This window comes from Acidovorax sp. GW821-FHT09B03 (genome assembly GCF_059418305.1).
On the sequence record NZ_JBWKPP010000013.1, the window covers coordinates 66,132 to 81,837 of the forward strand.

Below are 15,706 nucleotides of genomic sequence, written 5' to 3' on the forward strand. Positions count from 1 at the left end.
CTTCTGGCAGCTGCCGGGGCCTGGGTTTACCTTAGTTCAAGATCTGAGTTACATCCCTTCGTGTGCGCAAGAAATATACGCAATGCGTTATATAAAACTGCTCATTGCGTATAATTGCTGGTCATGAACAGCCAGCAAGACTTCCTGCGCGACGCCATGCGCCGCCTCAACCTGACGCGCGATGCGTTTTCCGACCGGCTGGGCGTGCGCCGCCGGGCCCTCGATACCTGGCTGCTGCCGGCCGATTCGGGCGAGTCGCGCAGCATGCCGGAGATGGTGGAGAAGTTCGTCTCCGAGATCCTCCTCACGCACGAAGCGGGAAGCGCAGGCACGCAGCGGGGCAGGGCGCCCACGGCCCAGCCGCTGGCCCATCGCATCGCCGCCGAGGGCCGGCCGCACCTGCTCTCGGTGGCCCAGTTCGACCGCGGCAGCCTGGAGGAACTGTTCCAGGTGGCCGACCTGATGCAGCCCATCGCCCGGCGCCAGAAGGTCTCGCGCGTGCTGGAAGGCGCCGTGCTGGGCAGCCTGTTCTTCGAGGCCAGCACGCGCACCCGGGTGAGCTTTGGCGCGGCGTTCTGCCGCCTGGGCGGCACGGTGTGCGACACGACGGGGTTCACCTTTTCCTCCATGGCCAAGGGCGAGTCGATCTACGACACCAGCCGCGTCATGGCCGGCTATGTGGACGCGCTGGTGGTGCGCCACCCGGAGCAGGGCGCCGTGGCCGAGTTCGCGCGCGCCACCAACATCCCCGTGATCAATGCGGGCGATGGCCCGGGCGAGCACCCGAGCCAGGCCATCCTCGACCTGTACACCATCCAGCGCGAGTTTTCGCGCCTGGGCAAGCTGGTCGATGGCACGCACGTGGCCCTGGTGGGCGACCTCAAGTACGGCCGCACGGTGCACTCGCTGATCCGCCTGCTGGCGCTCTACAAGGGGCTCAAGTTCAGCCTGGTGGCCCCGCCGTCGCTGGAGATGCCAGCCTACCTGCTGGAGCTGGTGGCGCGCAACGGCCATGTGATCGAGCAGACCACCTCGCTGCAGGACGGCCTGCGCGGTGCCGACGTGGTCTATGCCACGCGCATCCAGAAGGAGCGCTTCGTGGGCGAGGCCATCGAGGGTTACACCCCCGAGTTCCAGATCCGCAAGTCGCTGGTGGACGAGCTGTGCAAACCCGACACCATCCTCATGCACCCGCTGCCGCGCGATGGCCGGCCCGGGGCCAACGACCTTTCCACCGACCTCAACCACGACCCGCGCCTGGCCATCTTTCGCCAGACGGACAACGGCATCCCCGTGCGCATGGCCTTGTTCGCAGTGCTCATGGGGGTGGAAAACCAGGTGGCGCGCTCGATGCGCGATGCCGGCTGGCGCTCGCCCTCCCATGTGGGCCCTGACGATGCGGTGTTCGACGGATTGGACTGAGAGGCTGAGAGCCTTTCAGCCTCCGAGGGAAAACCCTTGCGGGTACTACACTCGCTGTCTCCCTCCCCGCGCGCCGCTGCACCGTGAACTCCCCCGTCTTCGCCTCCCTGATCCCCGTCGTCCTGTTCATTGCCATCGGATTTCTGTCGGGGCACCAGGGCTGGATCAGGGCGGGCTCGGTCAAGGATCTCTCTAACCTGGTGTTCATGGTGCTGACGCCGGCGCTGCTATTCCGAACCATGAGTTCGGTGCACCTGGGCGACGTGGACTTTGCGCCCATCGCTGCCTACTTCGCGGCGGCGGGCGTGGTGTTCGGCGGCACCATGCTGCTGCTGGGCTTCACCAGCCTGGCGGCGGCGCGGGCACTGGCCAACATGTTCAGCAACACGGTGATGATCGGCGTGCCGCTGGTGGGCCTGGTGTTCGGCGAGGCCGGGCTGGTCACGCTGTTCACGCTGATCTCGCTACACGCGCTGATCCTGCTCACCGCGGCCACCGTGGTGTTCGAGCTGGCGGCGGCGCGTGAGCGGGCGGGTACGCCGGGTCATGAACACCGCTCCATGCTGCGCACCGTGCTCATGGCGGTGCGCAACGGCATCATCCACCCCATCCCCATGCCCATCATCGTGGGCCTGCTGTATGCGCAGACGGGCCTGCCGATCCCGCTGGTCATCGACAAGCCGCTGGAACTGCTGGGCCAGGCCCTGGGGCCGCTGGCGCTGCTGCTGGTGGGCGTGACGCTGGCCTTCACCAAGGTGGGCACGCATTTCCGCGCGGCCATGCGCATCGCGCTGGTCAAGTGCCTGGCGCACCCCATCGCCATGGCCGCGGTGGGCTGGGCCATGGGCCTGTCGGGCATGCCGCTGGCCGTGATGGTCGTGGCGGCCTCGCTGCCGGTGGGGGCCAACGTGTTCCTGTTCTCGCAGCGCTACGAGGTGGCGCAGGACGAGGTGACGGCCAGCGTGGCCGTGTCGACCGCGCTGGCGCTGATCACCATGCCGGTGGTGATCATTTTGGTGACCCGTTTTCTGGTCTAGGGCGCCAGCCGCTCGCGCACCCAGTTGGCGCCGTCGAGCCGGTAGCGCAGCCGGTCGTGCAGGCGGCTCTTGCGGCCCTGCCAGAACTCCCACTGCTCGGGCTTCAGGCGGTAGCCGCCCCAGTGCGGCGGGCGGGGCGGGCGCAGCAGGAACTGCGCGCCGTACCTGGCGGCGTTGGCCACCAGCACGCCGCGGTCCGCGATCACCTGGCTTTGCGGGCTAGCCCAGGCGCCGATGCGCGAGTCGAGCGGGCGGCTGGCAAAGTAGGCGTCGCTTTCCTCGTCGCTGACCTTTTCCACCACGCCTTCGATGCGCACCACGCGCTCGAGCTCCACCCAATGGAACTGCAGCGCCGCAAACGGGTTGCCCGCGATCTGGCGGCCCTTGCGGCTCTCGTAGTTGGTGAACCAGACGATGCCACGCTCGTCATAGCCCTTGATGAGCACGATGCGCGTGCTGGGACGCAGGTCCCCGCCCACGGTGGCCAGGGTCATGGCATTGGGCTCGGGCACCTGGGCGGAAATGGCTTCCTGGAGCCATTGATCAAACTGCTGCAGGGGCGCAGCATGCGAGGCGTCTTCGTTGAGTTCGGCGCGCTCGTAGCTCTTGCGCAGATCGGCGATGGAGGTGGTCATGGGCATGATTGTGCACGCCGCCAAGGCGGGGCTTGGCGCCTTGCGCGCACGATCGGTCGGGCCGGGTTGTTGCCGAATAAAAATTCGCTTATATTGGCGTTGCGATGAAACCCAAAGACGATGAAAAGCAGCGCGCGATTGCGCAGGCCACCTTCGACCTGGTGGGTCAGACCGGCCTGAGCGGGCTCACCATGGCCCAGATCGCGCGTGCCGCGGGCATCGCCACCAGCACGCTCTACGTCTACTACCCGTCCAAGGACGAGCTCATCAGCCAGCTCTACCAGGACGCCAAGACCGTCACTGCCGCGCGCATCATGGAGGGCGTGGTGCCCAGCCTGCCGTACCGCGCCCGGGTGCGCCGCATCTGGGAGAACCTGCTGCGCCACCGGCTGGACCAGCATGCCGAGGTGGTCTTCCAGGAGCAGTACTACAACTCGCCCTGGTTCACCGAGGGCAACCGCGAGTTCTCCACGCGCCTGATGGCCGGCTTCTACGCCCTGATGCAGGAGGGCCAGCAGCAGGAGATCCTCAAGGCCGTGCCGGTGCCCCTGCTCACCGCCAGCCTGATCGGCTCGGTGCGCGAAACCGCCGGCCTGATACGCACCGGCGTGCTGCCCGACGACGATGCCCTGCACCAGATGGCCTTCGGCCTGTGCTGGGATGCACTCAAAGCATGATCCGCCGATTTGCGCTTTAATCGAATAAATATTCTCTTAAAAATGGCAACCCCTACCGCGTTCCCGTTGCCTGGCCGATGGCGGCGCTCAAGCTGCCTTCGTCCTGCTGTTCCCGCCGCACTGTAAAAAAACCTCCCCAAGGAGAACCCACGATGCCCACCCTCCATATCAACGGCAAAGAAACGGCTGTGGATGCCGATGAATCCACCCCCATCCTCTGGGCCCTGCGCGACACGCTGGGCATGACCGGCACCAAGTTCGGCTGCGGCCAGGCCCTGTGCGGCGCCTGCACCGTGCACCTGAACGGCGCGCCGATCCGTTCGTGCATCACGCCGATCTCGGCCGCTGCGGGCCAGAAGATCACCACCATCGAGGCCATCGCGGCCAGCGACAAGGTGGGCAAGGCCGTGCACGCCGCCTGGGTCAAGCACGACGTGGCGCAGTGCGGCTACTGCCAGAGCGGCCAGATCATGAGCGCCACTGCCTTGCTCAAGGGCAAGAAGAAGCCCAGCGACGCCGACATCGATACCGCCATGGCCGGCAATGTCTGCCGCTGTGGAACCTATGTACGCATCCGCGCGGCCATCCATGATGCCGCCCGCACTCTGGCCTGAAGGAGCGCACACCATGCATTTCCATCCCGACACCGTTCAGGCCCACATGCCCCGCCACCTGCTCGCGCTGCTGGAGAAATCCCAGGAGGGGCCTGCCGAAGCGGGCCTGGCCGAAGGCCTGGCGCGCCGAAGCTTCCTCAAGGTCACGGCGGCCACCGGCTTCGCACTGGGTGCGTTTCCGCTGGCGTCCGTCGCGCAGGGCACGGCAGCTGCGCCGGCCGCCGGCCTCAAGCCCTTCCAGCAGCCTTCGGCCTTTGTGCGCATCGAGCCCGATGGCATCGTCACCGTCACCATCAACCGGCTGGATTTTGGCCAGGGCGTGCAGACCGGCCTGCCCATGATCCTGGCCGAGGAGCTCGATGCCGACTGGTCCAAGGTGCGCAGCACGCACGGCGACGCCAACATCGCCTATGCCGACCCGGCCATGGGCCTGCACCTCACGGGCGGCTCCAACTCCATCAAGAACTCCTACACCCAGTACCGCGAGCTCGGGGCCCGCACCCGCGCCATGCTGGTGTCGGCCGCGGCGGCGCAGTGGGGCGTGGACGCATCGGCCCTGCGCACGCAGAACGGCTTTGTCGTGGGGCCCGGCGGCAAGAAGCTGGGTTACGGCGAGCTGGCCGAGGCTGCCATGAAGCTGCCGGTGCCCGAGAAGGTCACCCTGAAGGACCCTAAGCAGTTCCGCCTGATCGGCCAGCCCACGGGGCGGCTCGACGCCAAGGCCAAGTCCAGCGGCCTGCAGGACTATGGCATCGACGTGCGCCTGCCCGGCATGCTGACCGCCGTGGTGGCGCGCCCGCCGGTGTTCGCGGCCAAGCTCAAATCGCTGGACGACTCGGCCGCCAAGGCGGTCAAGGGGGTGAAGGCCGTGCTGCGCGTGCCCACCGACCGGGGCGGCGAGGGCGTGGCTGTGATCGCCGATGGCTACTGGGCGGCCAAGCAGGGCCGCGACGCGCTCAAGGTGGAATGGAACACTGACGCAGTGGAAAAGCCCGACACCACGGCACTGCTGGCCAGCTACCGCGCGCTCGCGGCCAAGCCCGGCCTGGTCGCCATGCAGGCCGACACGGCCGCGCTGGCGAATGCGCCGCACAAGATCAGCGCCGAGTTCGTCTTCCCCTACCTGGCCCATGCCCCCATGGAGCCGCTCAACTGCACCGTGCTGCTGGCTGGCGACAAGGCCGAGTTGTGGATGGGCACGCAGATGCCCGGCCTGGACGCGGTGGCCGCCGCCCAGGCCCTGGGCCTGCAGCCGCAGAACGTCAAGGTGCACACGCAGATGGCCGGGGGCGGCTTTGGCCGCCGTGCCATTCCCACCAGCGACTACGTGGTGGAGGCCTGCGGCGTGGCCAAGGCCGCGCTGGGCGCCGGCCTGGCGGTGCCCGTGCGCACGCTATGGAGCCGCGAGGACGACATCAAGGGCGGCTACTATCGCCCCATGCATGTGCACCGCGCCGAGATCGGTTTCGACGCCCAGGGCCAGATCCTGGCCTGGGACCACACCATCGTGGGCCAGTCCATCGTCAAGGGTTCGCCGTTCGAGGGCTTCATGGTCAAGAACGGCATCGACGCCACGGCCATCGAAGGCATGAAGGAGCCCTATGATGTGCCCATGAAGCTTTCGGTCCACCACCCACAGGTCAACGTGCCAGTGCTCTGGTGGCGCAGCGTGGGCTCCACCCACACGGCCTACGCCATGGAGACGCTGATCGACGAGGTGGCCCGCACCACCAAGCAGGACCCCGTGGCCTACCGCCTGCGCCTGATGGGCGACAAGCACCCCCGCCACAAGGCGGCGCTGCAGCTCGCGGTGGCCCAGTCGGGCTATGGCAAGAAGAAGCTGGCCGCGGGCCGCGCCTGGGGCGTGGCGGTGCATGAATCCTTCCAGTCGGTCGTGGCCTATGTGGTCGAGGCCTCGGTCAAGGACGGTGCCCCCAAGCTGCACCGCATCACGGCCGGTGTGCACTGCAACCTGGCGGTCAACCCGAAAAGCGTGGAGGCCCAGGTGCAGGGCGGGGCGCTGATGGGCCTGTCGATGTGCCTGCCGGGCGGTGCCATCACGCTCAAGGACGGCGTGGTGGAGCAAAGCAATTTCGGCGACTTCGCCGTGCCGCGCATCACCGACATGCCGCAGGTGGCCGTGCACATCGTGCCCAGCGCAGAACCGCCCACGGGCATGGGCGAGCCCGGGCTGCCGCCGCTGGCGCCGGCATTTGCCAACGCCATTGCGCAACTCACGGGCAAGACGCCGCGTGAGCTGCCGTTCAAGATGGCGTGACGATGGCACCGCAACCGCTGCCATCCCCCGTGGTGCTGGTGCTGGCCTCCGGCCGGGGCGAGCGCTTTGCGGCTTCAGGTGGCAGCGTGCACAAGCTGAGCGCATTGCTCCATGGCCTGCCGGTGCTGGAGCACACGCTGGCCGCCGTGCGCGCCAGCGGCCTGCCCTGGCACCTGGAGGATGCGGGCCACCCGGGCATGGGGGATTCGATCGCGGCGGCTGTGCGTGCCACGGCAGATGCGCCCGGCTGGCTGGTGCTGCCCGGGGATCTGCCCCTGGTGCGGCCGCAAACCCTGCGCAGGATGGCGGCTGCGCTGTACGGCTGTGCGGTGGCCGTGCCGGTGCACGAGGGCGAGCGCGGTCACCCGGTGGCTTTTTCGGCGCAATGCCTGCCGGGCCTGCTGGCCCTGGCGGGAGAGCAGGGCGCCGCCAGCGTGGTGCGCGAGCAGCAGGCGCAGGGCCGGTCGCGGCTGGTGGAAGTCGATGACGAAGGCACGGTGACCGATGTGGACACCGTGCAGGACCTGGCCCGGGCGGAGCAGGTCCTGGCCGGCAGGCTTACTTCGCCGTGATCACGGCGCACGCCAGGCGTGGGCCGGCGTTGCCGGTGGGCTGGGTGGTGTAGTCGTCGGGGTCGCGGTGCACGATCAGGCCCTTGCCGACGATGTCGTTGGCGGTGCTGCCCACGCGGATGGAACGCGACTCGAAACTGATCTTGGCCACGCCGCCGGCGTCGGCCTTCAGGCTGGGCAGGTCGCCCGTGTGGTGCTCGGCGGCGCCATGGCTGCCGTGCGGCTTGCCGCCGGGGTTGAAGTGGCCGCCGGCGCTCATGCCGTCGCCGCTGGAGCAATCACCCTTTTCATGGATGTGGAAACCGTGCTCGGCACCGGGCTTGAGACCACGGACTTCACCGTGGACCTTGACCACGTCACCGGTCTGCACGAAGGTCACCGTGCCGGTGGTGGTGTTGCCACGCGTGGATTCGAGCTTGGCCACGGCCGAAGGGCCGGACGACGAAAAGGCGGCGCAGCCGGCAATGCTGGCCACGGCGGCGGCGGCCAGGGCGGTACGAAGAATCATGATGAAACTCACTCCTTGAACAAACAAACGAACAGGGCAGATAGGTCGATAGGGGTGCAGTGGCGCAGACGGCTTGCTCTGCACCACACCAGTGCCGCACTATGCCTGCTTTTTGTCGGTAAGCGAAAGTAATCTTCCCAGCGAGCGGTCGTGGATGCCCAGCCGGCGCAGCTCGTCGTAGGTGGCCTGGGCGTAGTCGCGCGTGGTGCCGAACTTGCCACAGGCCTGCTCGAAGATACGGCAGTACTCCTGGTCGGGCAGCTCGCCCGTGTGGTTGGGGCTTTTGCGCGACAGGGTGAAGGCCAGCGCCTGCACGCTGCCATGGGGCGTGTGGCAGGTGAGCCAGCGCGGGTCGTACACGCCGGTCATCATCTCGCGCTGCCACAGGTTGACCAGCACCTGGCGCGCATGCGCCTTGTCCACCCGGAACACCATGCCCCGGCAACTGCCGCCCGAGAGCATGCCAAACACCAGGCCCGGGCACTCGGGCGTGCCACGGTTGATGCGGCTCCACATCTTGAGCGCACGGTGCCAGCCGTGCACACGGGCCGCCCGGCGCTCGCTGAAGTCGAAATCGGGCCGCCAGATCAGCGAGCCGTAGCCGAACACCCACAGGTCCCGGTGGCCGCCCCATTGCTGCAGGGCCCGCTCCAGCATGGGGGCAGGATCGCGCAGCGGTGCGGGAAGACTCGTCATCGCATCACTCTACAATGAAGAAGGTGCCCAAGCAGGGCGCCCGACAATATCCACCACATATAGAGACAACACAGGGAGACTCCATGTCCGGTAGTTCCGACAACGACAGCCAAGAACGTTTTGCACTCGGTTTTCTGTTCATCCTGATCGCACTGATCATTTCCACCGCGGTCGGTACCGTGGTGGTCAAGCGCCTGGGCGCCGCAAAGTCCGCCAAGGCAGCCCCTGCAGCCACCGCACTTGCAAGCAACGCACCAGCCGCTCCGGCCGCTGACACGGCTGCAACTGCTGCTGCGGCCGACGCCGCCAGCGTGCGCGTCGAGAACGGCGTCGTGAAGTTCTACTTTGCCAGCGCCAAGGCCGACCTGGCCGCAGGCGCCAACGAAGCCCTGGCCGACGTGGTCAAGGGCGTGGCCGAAGGCAAGAAGGCTGTGGTCTCGGGCTTCCACGACGCCACGGGCGACGCCGCCGCCAATGCCGAACTGGCCAAGCAACGCGCCTATGCGGTGCGCGATGCGCTCAAGGGCCTGGGCGTGGCCGAGGACAAGATCGAGCTCAAGAAGCCTGAGGAAACGACGGCCAGCGGCAGCAATGCCGAGGCGCGTCGGGTGGAAGTGGCGCTGGCTGCAGGCTGATCCCCATGGCGGGCTCCACGTTACAGAGTGGGGCGCAGAGAATGAAAAAGCCCGGCATTGCCGGGCTTTTTTGTTGGATGCAGCAGGGCGGTGCGCTCAGCGCAATCCGGTGCCTCCCGTGTCGTTTTTGCGCTCGATCAGCTCGATCTTGTACCCATCCGGATCCGTCACAAACGCGATCACCGTGGTGCCGCCCTTCACCGGCCCGGCCTCGCGCGTCACATTGCCGCCCGCGGCCTTGATCTTGTCGCAGGCCGCGTACGCATCGGGCACGCCCAAGGCGATATGGCCGTAGGCCGTGCCCAAGTCGTAGCTTTCGGTGCCCCAGTTGTAGGTCAATTCGATCTCGGCCTGGCCGGGGTTGCCGCCGTCGAAGCCGAGAAACGCCAGCGAGTACTTGTACTCGGGGTTTTCGGACTGGCGCAGCAGCTGCATGCCCAGCACCTGGGTGTAGAAATCAATCGAGCGCTGAAGGTTGCCAACGCGGAGCATCGTGTGGAGGAATCTCATGCCCTCGATTGTGCCGGCAGATCGAAGACCAGGCACACCACGGTGTTGGCAGGGTCAGATCCGCGCGAGCAGTTCGGCCTTCTTCACCGCGAATTCCTGCTCGGTGAGGATGCCCCTGTCCTTGAGCGCGGCAAGCTGTGAGATGGTTTCGACGATGGACGCTTGCGTGTTGCTATTGCTGCCGGGCGCTGCTTCTTTGGGCGGGACGGCTGCCTGGGGTCCAACCACGGGATCATCACCCTGGCGAACCACGGGCAGGGCAGACAGGTCCACGGTGCCGTGCTGGCTGGTGAAGGTAAGCGTGCCTGTGCCGCCTTGCTGCTGGCCGACGCCTTGGATCTGGTGTTCCAGCGTGTCGTACAGCGACACCCTGCCGCCCACATCCACCGCAAGGCGGCGCTTGTCGGCGAAGTAGGCATACCGGGTGGCGTTCTGCGCGCCGCTGCTGTTGGGGGTGCCCAGGTCCGCTGGATACCAGGGGGATTGAGGATTGGTGGCGAAGATCGATGGTAGTGCACTGGCGAACCCCATTGCGCCGTTGCTCTGGGATTGCGATGGGAGAGGGCTTGTCGGCATGGGGGCTGGTGAACCGGCAAGGGCATTGGCCAGCTCGGTCGCCAGGGCATTCACGCGTGCCTTCAATGCGTCATTGAACATGTCGCCGATCATGACCATGCCGCCGCGCACCCATTGGCCGCTGCCGCCGAACTCGGGGTGCGCAAACTGCGCCATCGTGCCGTTGCCCCTTTGCAGGGCCATCAGCAACTGCCCTACGGCATCCGGACTGAAGCCGGTGCGTGAAGACAGGCCCAAGACAAGTTGCTGACCGTGTTCGCTGAGTTCTGGTGCCATACGACCCTCGATGAGGTTTCACTGCCGCTGCGCTTCGCTGCGGTCCCGTAGGGTAGCACCAGGCATGCGCGGGAAGGCTCGGATCGAGCCCTCCGTGTATCCCTTCCTTGCTGCAGGAGTCTTAGGCCTTTGCTTGCGTCGGCAGATCGAAGACCAGGCAGGTGGTGGTGGCGTGGGCGTACAGGGTGCCGTCGGGGCCCACCAGGCGCGCCTCGGCCGTGGCCAGCTGGCGGCCACAGTGGATCACCCGGCCTTCGGCGCGCACGCGCTGTACCTTGGGGGTGATGGCCTTGACCAGGTTCACGCCCAGCTCGGCCGTGGTGTAGCCGCGCCCGGGCAGCATGCGGGTGTGCACCGCGCAGCCTAGGGCCGAGTCGAGCAGGGTGGCGAACCAGCCGCCGTGCACGGTGCCCATGGGGTTCAGGTGCTCCACGCCGGGTGTGCCCTGGAAGACGGCCAGGCCTTCGCCGACCTCCACCAGGCGAAAGTCGAGCGTGCGCGCGATGGGCGGGTAGGGCAGTTCGCCGCGCAGCATGGCCTGCATCATCTGCAGGCCGGTGAGGCCGGCCACCTGGTCGGGCCGCGCCACGCCGGGGCCTACGCCGCCGTCCATGCGGGCCATCACCTCTTGCTCCAGGGCAAGCCATTGTTCGAGTTGGTTGTGCTGTGTCATGGGGTCTTCTTTCGATTGAAGTGTTGCATATGCAATTATTGCAGATACAATCAATTCCATGCAAGCCGAAATCACCATCCCGCCCACCGCAGCCGGGCGTCCCCAGGGCTGTACCAACTTCAAGCTGCGCCAGCTGCTGCGCCGGGTGGGGCAGCACTACGACGCCGAGATGGCCAAGTGCGGGCTCAAGACCACGCAGTACTCGCTGCTGTCGCACGTGTTCAAGCTCGGGCCCATCCGCCCGGGCGACCTGGCGGCGGAGATGAAGATGGATGCCTCTACGCTCACGCGCAACCTGCGCCCGCTGGTGGATGCCGGCTGGGTGACGCTGGAGGCGGGCGCCGACGCGCGCAGCCGCCTGGTGCACATCACCGACGCGGGCCGCGACAAGCGCGCCGAGGCCCAGCGCTGCTGGAAGGTGGCGCAGCTGTCGCTCAACGACCTGCTGGGCCTGGAACGGGTGATGGCGCTGCACACCCTGGCCGATGAGTGCCTCGAATTGTTGTCCCCCGTGTCGGAGCTTGACCATGGCGAATGATGTGAACGCAACCTCTCCCAACCGATCGATCGCCATCTGGCTGGTGCTGCTGGCCGCCGCAGGCGCCTTTGCCCTGACCATGGGCACGCGCCAGACCATGGGGCTGTTCCTCTCGGCCCTCAACACTTCCACCGGCCTGGGGGTGGGCAGCATCAGCCTGGCCTTTGCCTTTGGCCAGCTGTGGTGGGGCCTGACCCAGCCGTTTGCGGGCGCCGTGGCGGACCGCATCGGCACCGGCCGGGTGATCCTGCTGGGCGTGGCGCTGGTGGCCCTGGGCACCATCATCACGCCGCTGATGACGACGACTGCGGGCCTGATCTTCGCCATCGGCGTGCTGGCCGCGGGCGGTGCGGGCATGGCAGGGCCATCGGTTCTGATGGCGGCGAGCACCCGCCTGGTACCCCCGGCCAAACGCGGCCTGGCCACCGGCATCGTGAATGCAGGCGGCTCCTTCGGCCAGTTTGCGATGGCGCCGATTGCCATCGGCCTCACGGCCGCCGTGGGCTGGGCCAGTGCCATGCAGTGGCTGGGTGTGCTGGTGCTGCTGGCGCTGCCGACGGCCTTCGTGCTCAAGGGCAATTCCAAGGCGCTGGCGGCCCAGGCGGCCGCGGTATCGGGCGTCAAGGCGCTGACTGCGCGCCAGGCCATCGCACAGGCGCTGGCCACGCCCAGCTACCTGTACCTGTCGGCGGGCTTCCTGGTCTGCGGCTTCCATGTGGCCTTTCTGGCCACGCACCTGCCGGGCGTGATAGCGGCCTGCGGGCTGCCACCCGAAGTCGGCGGCTGGTCGCTGGCCATGATCGGGCTGTTCAACATCATCGGCAGCCTGGCCATGGGCTGGGCCGTGGGGCGCTGGCGCATGAAGTCGCTGCTCTCCATCCTGTACGCCACGCGCGGCATTGCGGTGCTGGTCTTCCTGCTGGCGCCCAAGACCACGGCCGTGATGCTGGTCTTTGCCGCCGTGATGGGCGTGAGTTTCCTGTCCACCGTGCCACCCACGGCCGGCCTGGTGGCCAAGATGTTCGGCACGGCCAACATGGCCATGCTGTTCGGCGTGGTGATGCTCTCGCACCAGATCGGCGGCTTCTTCGGCGCCTACCTGGGCGGCAGCGTGTTCCAGGCCACGGGCAGCTACGACTGGGTCTGGTACATCGACATCGCGCTGGCCCTGGGCGCCGCATTGGTGAACCTGCCGATACGCGAAGCGCCCCTGAAGCGCCTGGTCCCCGCAGCCGCCTGATTCCCCGGCACCGTTTTCAATGAGCCTGTGACCATGACCGATACCACCACTGCATTGCAACCCCTGTATTTCGACGACATGGCCGTGGGCCGCCGCTTCAAGAGCGGCGAGCATGCGATGGACGCCGGGCAGATCATCGCCTTTGCCAGGCAATTCGATCCGCAGCCCTTCCACATGGACGACGAGGCCGCCAAGGGCACCTTGTTCGGCGGCCTGGCCGCCAGCGGCTGGCACACGGCGGCCATCACCATGCGGCTGCAGGTGACCACGGGGCTGCCTGTGGCCGGCGGCATCGTCGGCGCGAGCGGCGAGGTGAGCTGGCCCCGGCCCACCCGGGCCACTGACGTGCTGCACGTGGTGAGCGAGGTGGTGGAGGCCAACCCCTCCAAGTCCAAGCCCGACCGGGGCATGGTCACCATCCGCAGCGAAACGCGCAACCAGAACGACGAGGTGCTGCAGGTCTCCACCGTGCGCATCGTCGTGCCGCGCAAGCCCGGGGCTGCACCATGAGCGCTGTTGCCAGTCCAGCCACCGCTGCGGGCGCGGCAGCCATCAACCCGCGCACCCGCATGCTGCTGGAGGCGCCCATCGCCCCCACGCTGCTGCGCCTGGCGCTGCCCAACGTGCTGGTGATGCTGGCCCAGGCCGGCGTGGGCCTGATCGAGACGTATTTCGTGGGCAAGCTCGGTACCGATGCGCTGGCCGGCATGGCCCTGGTGTTCCCGGTGGTGATGCTGATGCAGATGATGTCGGCCGGTGCCATCGGCGGCGGCGTGGCGGCGGCCATTGCGCGGGCGCTGGGTGCCCGGCGCAAGGACGATGCCGATGCGCTGGTGCTGCATGCCCTGGTCATCGGCCTGGTGTTTGCGCTGTGCTTCAGCGTGGCCGTGGTCGGCGGCGGGCGCTGGCTCTACACCCGCATGGGCGGGGCAGGGGGCGCGCTGGAGGCGGCGCTCATCTATTCGAACTGGGTGTTTGCCGGCGCCATCTGCGTCTGGGTGTTCAACACCCTGGCGGCCATCATCCGCGGCACGGGCAACATGGCGGTGCCGGCCTATGTCACGGTGTGGGGCGCGCTGGTGCTCATCCCGCTGTCGCCGCTGCTGATCTTTGGCTGGGGCCCGCTGCCGGGCCTGGGCATTGCGGGCGGGGCCATCGCGCTCATGGCCTACTACGTGCTGGGCAGTGCCGTGCTGGCCTGGTACCTGTGGTCGCCGCGCAGCCTGCTGCGGCCCTCGTTCAAGGGGCTGCAGCTGCGCTGGCCACTGTTCGCCGACATCCTGCGCGTAGGCCTGGTGGGGGCGGTCTCCACCGTGGCGACCAATGTGGCCATCGGCGTCACCACGGCGCTGGTGGGCGGTTTCGGCACGGCGGCCATCGCCGGCTACGGCACGGCGTCGCGGCTCGAGTACCTGTTGGTGCCTTTGGTGTTCGGCTTTGGTGCGCCCCTGGTGGCCATGGTCGGCACCTGCATCGGCGCCGGTCAGCGCGAACGCGCCCTGCGCGCCACCTGGATCGGCGCCGCCATGGCGTTCGGCATGACCGAGGCCATCGGCCTGTGGGCGGCGATGTTCCCCGCCACCTGGCTGTCGCTGTTCGCCAGCGACCCGGCCATGATCGCCGCAGGCAGCCAGTACCTGCGCTCGGTGGGGCCGGTCTATGGCTTCTTCGGCCTGGGGCTGGTGCTGTACTTTGCCTCGCAGGGCGCGGGCCGGCTGTTCTGGCCCGTGGCCGGCAACCTGGCGCGCCTGGTGGTGGCCGTGGTGGGCGGCTGGCTGGCGCTGCGCTGGGACGGCGGCCTGGCCGGCGTGTTCGCGGCCCAGGGCGTGGCCCTGGTGGTCTATGGCATCGTGATCGGCTGGGCCATTGCCGGCGGCGCCTGGTTCGGCCGTGTGGGCTGGCCGAGCAGCCCGGCAGGGCTGCTCAGGCGTCAGACGGGTACGGTGTAGTTGAGGGTCATGCGGCCGCCGTCCACCGTGACGATTTCGCCTGTGACGTAGCTGGCTGCATCGCTGGCCAGCCAGGCCACCACGTCGGCGATCTCGGCCGGGTCGCCCAGGCGCTTCATCGGCGTGCGCGACATGATCTTCGCCTTGGCCTCGTCGCTGGTGAGCACGGCCTTGGCGGCCAGTTCGGTGGCGATGGTGCCGGGCGCCACGGCATTCACGCGCACGTTCTTGTCTGCCAGGGCCAGGGCCATCACGCGCGTGAGCTGGTTGATGCCGCCCTTGCTCACGTTGTAGCTGGAAATGCTGGGAATGGTGAGCACGCCATTGACCGAGCTCATGTTGACGATGGAGCCGCCGCCCGAGGCCACCATGGCCCGCGCCACGGCCTGGCCCACCAGGAACGAGCCCTTGAGGTTGACGCGCAGCACGGCATCGAAGTCCTCTTCGGTCACCTCGAGGAAATCCGCGGCGCGGAAAATGCCCGCGTTGTTCACCAGCACGTCCACCCGGCCATGGGCCTGCAGCGTGCGCTCCACGAGGGCGTCTACCTGGGTCTTGTCGCCCACGTCGCAGCGCACGTACAGGGCGCCGAGCTCCTGGGCCAGTGCATTGCCACGGGCATCGTCGACATCGGCGATCACGGTGTGGGCGCCTTCGCGGGCAAAGCGCCGCACGCAGGCCTCGCCGATGCCCTGGGCACCCCCGGTGACGATGCAGACCCGGCCCTGGTGGCCGAAGTGGACAGTGGACGAAGCGATGGAAGAGGGCGCGGCAGGGAATGTCATGCCCGGGATGGTAGCGGGTTGCAGGCCACGCGCCGGCGTCTGCCTAGTGTTCTGGCCCGTAAATAGATGCCAAAAATAAAACCGA

General features: G+C 67.7%; 18 protein-coding genes. 11 read left to right on the plus strand and 7 right to left on the minus strand.

Annotated features, from left to right (window positions below; all coding sequences use genetic code 11):
- The first annotated feature begins 123 nt into the window (after positions 1-123).
- The gene (locus AC07PA_RS21410; RefSeq protein ID WP_494608868.1) at positions 124-1,422 is read left to right on the plus strand and encodes an aspartate carbamoyltransferase; all 1,299 of its coding nucleotides are present in this window, start codon (positions 124-126) and stop codon (positions 1,420-1,422) included.
- A gap of 83 nt (positions 1,423-1,505) precedes the next feature.
- A complete protein-coding gene (locus AC07PA_RS21415; protein ID WP_494608867.1) occupies positions 1,506-2,459 on the plus strand; it encodes an AEC family transporter in 954 nt (317 codons plus the stop codon).
- Here AC07PA_RS21415 and pdxH read toward each other — a convergent pair.
- A complete protein-coding gene (gene pdxH / locus AC07PA_RS21420) occupies positions 2,456-3,100 on the minus strand; it encodes a pyridoxamine 5'-phosphate oxidase (RefSeq protein ID WP_494608866.1) in 645 nt (214 codons plus the stop codon). The genes AC07PA_RS21415 and pdxH overlap by 4 nt on opposite strands.
- Before the next feature lie 98 nt (positions 3,101-3,198).
- On the opposite strand from pdxH, the gene AC07PA_RS21425 reads away from it, so the two are divergent.
- From AC07PA_RS21425 to AC07PA_RS21440, 4 genes are all read left to right on the plus strand, one after another.
- Positions 3,199-3,771, plus strand: coding sequence for a TetR/AcrR family transcriptional regulator (locus AC07PA_RS21425; RefSeq protein WP_007853924.1), 573 nt, complete (start codon positions 3,199-3,201; stop codon positions 3,769-3,771).
- A gap of 152 nt (positions 3,772-3,923) precedes the next feature.
- Positions 3,924-4,385: a (2Fe-2S)-binding protein gene (locus tag AC07PA_RS21430; RefSeq protein WP_007853921.1), complete on the plus strand. Its 462-nt coding sequence runs from the start codon at positions 3,924-3,926 to the stop codon at positions 4,383-4,385.
- A gap of 13 nt (positions 4,386-4,398) precedes the next feature.
- The gene (locus AC07PA_RS21435) at positions 4,399-6,663 is read left to right on the plus strand and encodes a xanthine dehydrogenase family protein molybdopterin-binding subunit (RefSeq protein ID WP_007853918.1); all 2,265 of its coding nucleotides are present in this window, start codon (positions 4,399-4,401) and stop codon (positions 6,661-6,663) included.
- Between the two features lie 2 nt (positions 6,664-6,665).
- Entirely contained in the window at positions 6,666-7,235 is a 570-nt protein-coding gene (locus AC07PA_RS21440; RefSeq protein WP_494608865.1) for a nucleotidyltransferase family protein, read from the plus strand.
- Here AC07PA_RS21440 and AC07PA_RS21445 read toward each other — a convergent pair.
- Positions 7,222-7,743: a superoxide dismutase family protein gene (locus AC07PA_RS21445; protein ID WP_007853914.1), complete on the minus strand. Its 522-nt coding sequence runs from the start codon at positions 7,741-7,743 to the stop codon at positions 7,222-7,224. The two genes, AC07PA_RS21440 and AC07PA_RS21445, sit on opposite strands and share 14 nt — an antisense overlap.
- Positions 7,744-7,842: 99 nt before the next feature.
- The gene (locus AC07PA_RS21450; protein WP_494608864.1) at positions 7,843-8,439 is read right to left on the minus strand and encodes a gamma-glutamylcyclotransferase; all 597 of its coding nucleotides are present in this window, start codon (positions 8,437-8,439) and stop codon (positions 7,843-7,845) included.
- A gap of 83 nt (positions 8,440-8,522) precedes the next feature.
- Here AC07PA_RS21450 and AC07PA_RS21455 point away from each other — a divergent pair, with 83 nt between their 5' ends.
- Positions 8,523-9,074 (plus strand): OmpA family protein, encoded by a 552-nt coding sequence (locus tag AC07PA_RS21455; protein ID WP_007853907.1) that lies wholly within the window; start codon positions 8,523-8,525, stop codon positions 9,072-9,074.
- 96 nt (positions 9,075-9,170) lie between these two features.
- Here the strand turns inward: AC07PA_RS21455 and gloA are convergent, their stop codons facing one another.
- From gloA to AC07PA_RS21470, 3 genes are all read right to left on the minus strand, one after another.
- On the minus strand, positions 9,171-9,584 hold the full coding sequence (gene gloA / locus AC07PA_RS21460) for a lactoylglutathione lyase (RefSeq protein WP_007853904.1): 414 nt from the start codon (positions 9,582-9,584) through the stop codon (positions 9,171-9,173).
- Between the two features lie 54 nt (positions 9,585-9,638).
- The gene (locus tag AC07PA_RS21465; protein WP_494608863.1) at positions 9,639-10,436 is read right to left on the minus strand and encodes an SHOCT domain-containing protein; all 798 of its coding nucleotides are present in this window, start codon (positions 10,434-10,436) and stop codon (positions 9,639-9,641) included.
- A 121-nt stretch (positions 10,437-10,557) separates the two neighbouring features.
- Positions 10,558-11,109, minus strand: a complete 552-nt coding sequence (locus AC07PA_RS21470) for a PaaI family thioesterase (RefSeq protein ID WP_494608862.1) — start codon at positions 11,107-11,109, stop codon at positions 10,558-10,560.
- Between the two features lie 58 nt (positions 11,110-11,167).
- Here AC07PA_RS21470 and AC07PA_RS21475 point away from each other — a divergent pair, with 58 nt between their 5' ends.
- From AC07PA_RS21475 to AC07PA_RS21490, 4 genes are read left to right on the plus strand one after another with little or no spacing between them, the layout of a single operon-like run.
- Positions 11,168-11,647, plus strand: a complete 480-nt coding sequence (locus AC07PA_RS21475) for a MarR family winged helix-turn-helix transcriptional regulator (protein ID WP_494608861.1) — start codon at positions 11,168-11,170, stop codon at positions 11,645-11,647.
- Entirely contained in the window at positions 11,637-12,887 is a 1,251-nt protein-coding gene (locus AC07PA_RS21480) for an MFS transporter (protein ID WP_494608860.1), read from the plus strand. The genes AC07PA_RS21475 and AC07PA_RS21480 overlap by 11 nt, the downstream gene beginning before the upstream one ends.
- 33 nt (positions 12,888-12,920) lie before the next feature.
- The gene (locus AC07PA_RS21485) at positions 12,921-13,397 is read left to right on the plus strand and encodes a MaoC family dehydratase (protein WP_494608859.1); all 477 of its coding nucleotides are present in this window, start codon (positions 12,921-12,923) and stop codon (positions 13,395-13,397) included.
- Positions 13,394-14,836: an MATE family efflux transporter gene (locus AC07PA_RS21490; protein WP_494608858.1), complete on the plus strand. Its 1,443-nt coding sequence runs from the start codon at positions 13,394-13,396 to the stop codon at positions 14,834-14,836. The genes AC07PA_RS21485 and AC07PA_RS21490 overlap by 4 nt, the downstream gene beginning before the upstream one ends.
- On the opposite strand, the gene AC07PA_RS21495 is transcribed toward AC07PA_RS21490, so the two are convergent.
- A complete protein-coding gene (locus AC07PA_RS21495; RefSeq protein WP_007853887.1) occupies positions 14,818-15,621 on the minus strand; it encodes an SDR family NAD(P)-dependent oxidoreductase in 804 nt (267 codons plus the stop codon). The two genes, AC07PA_RS21490 and AC07PA_RS21495, sit on opposite strands and share 19 nt — an antisense overlap.
- Between the last annotated feature and the right edge of the window lie 85 nt (positions 15,622-15,706).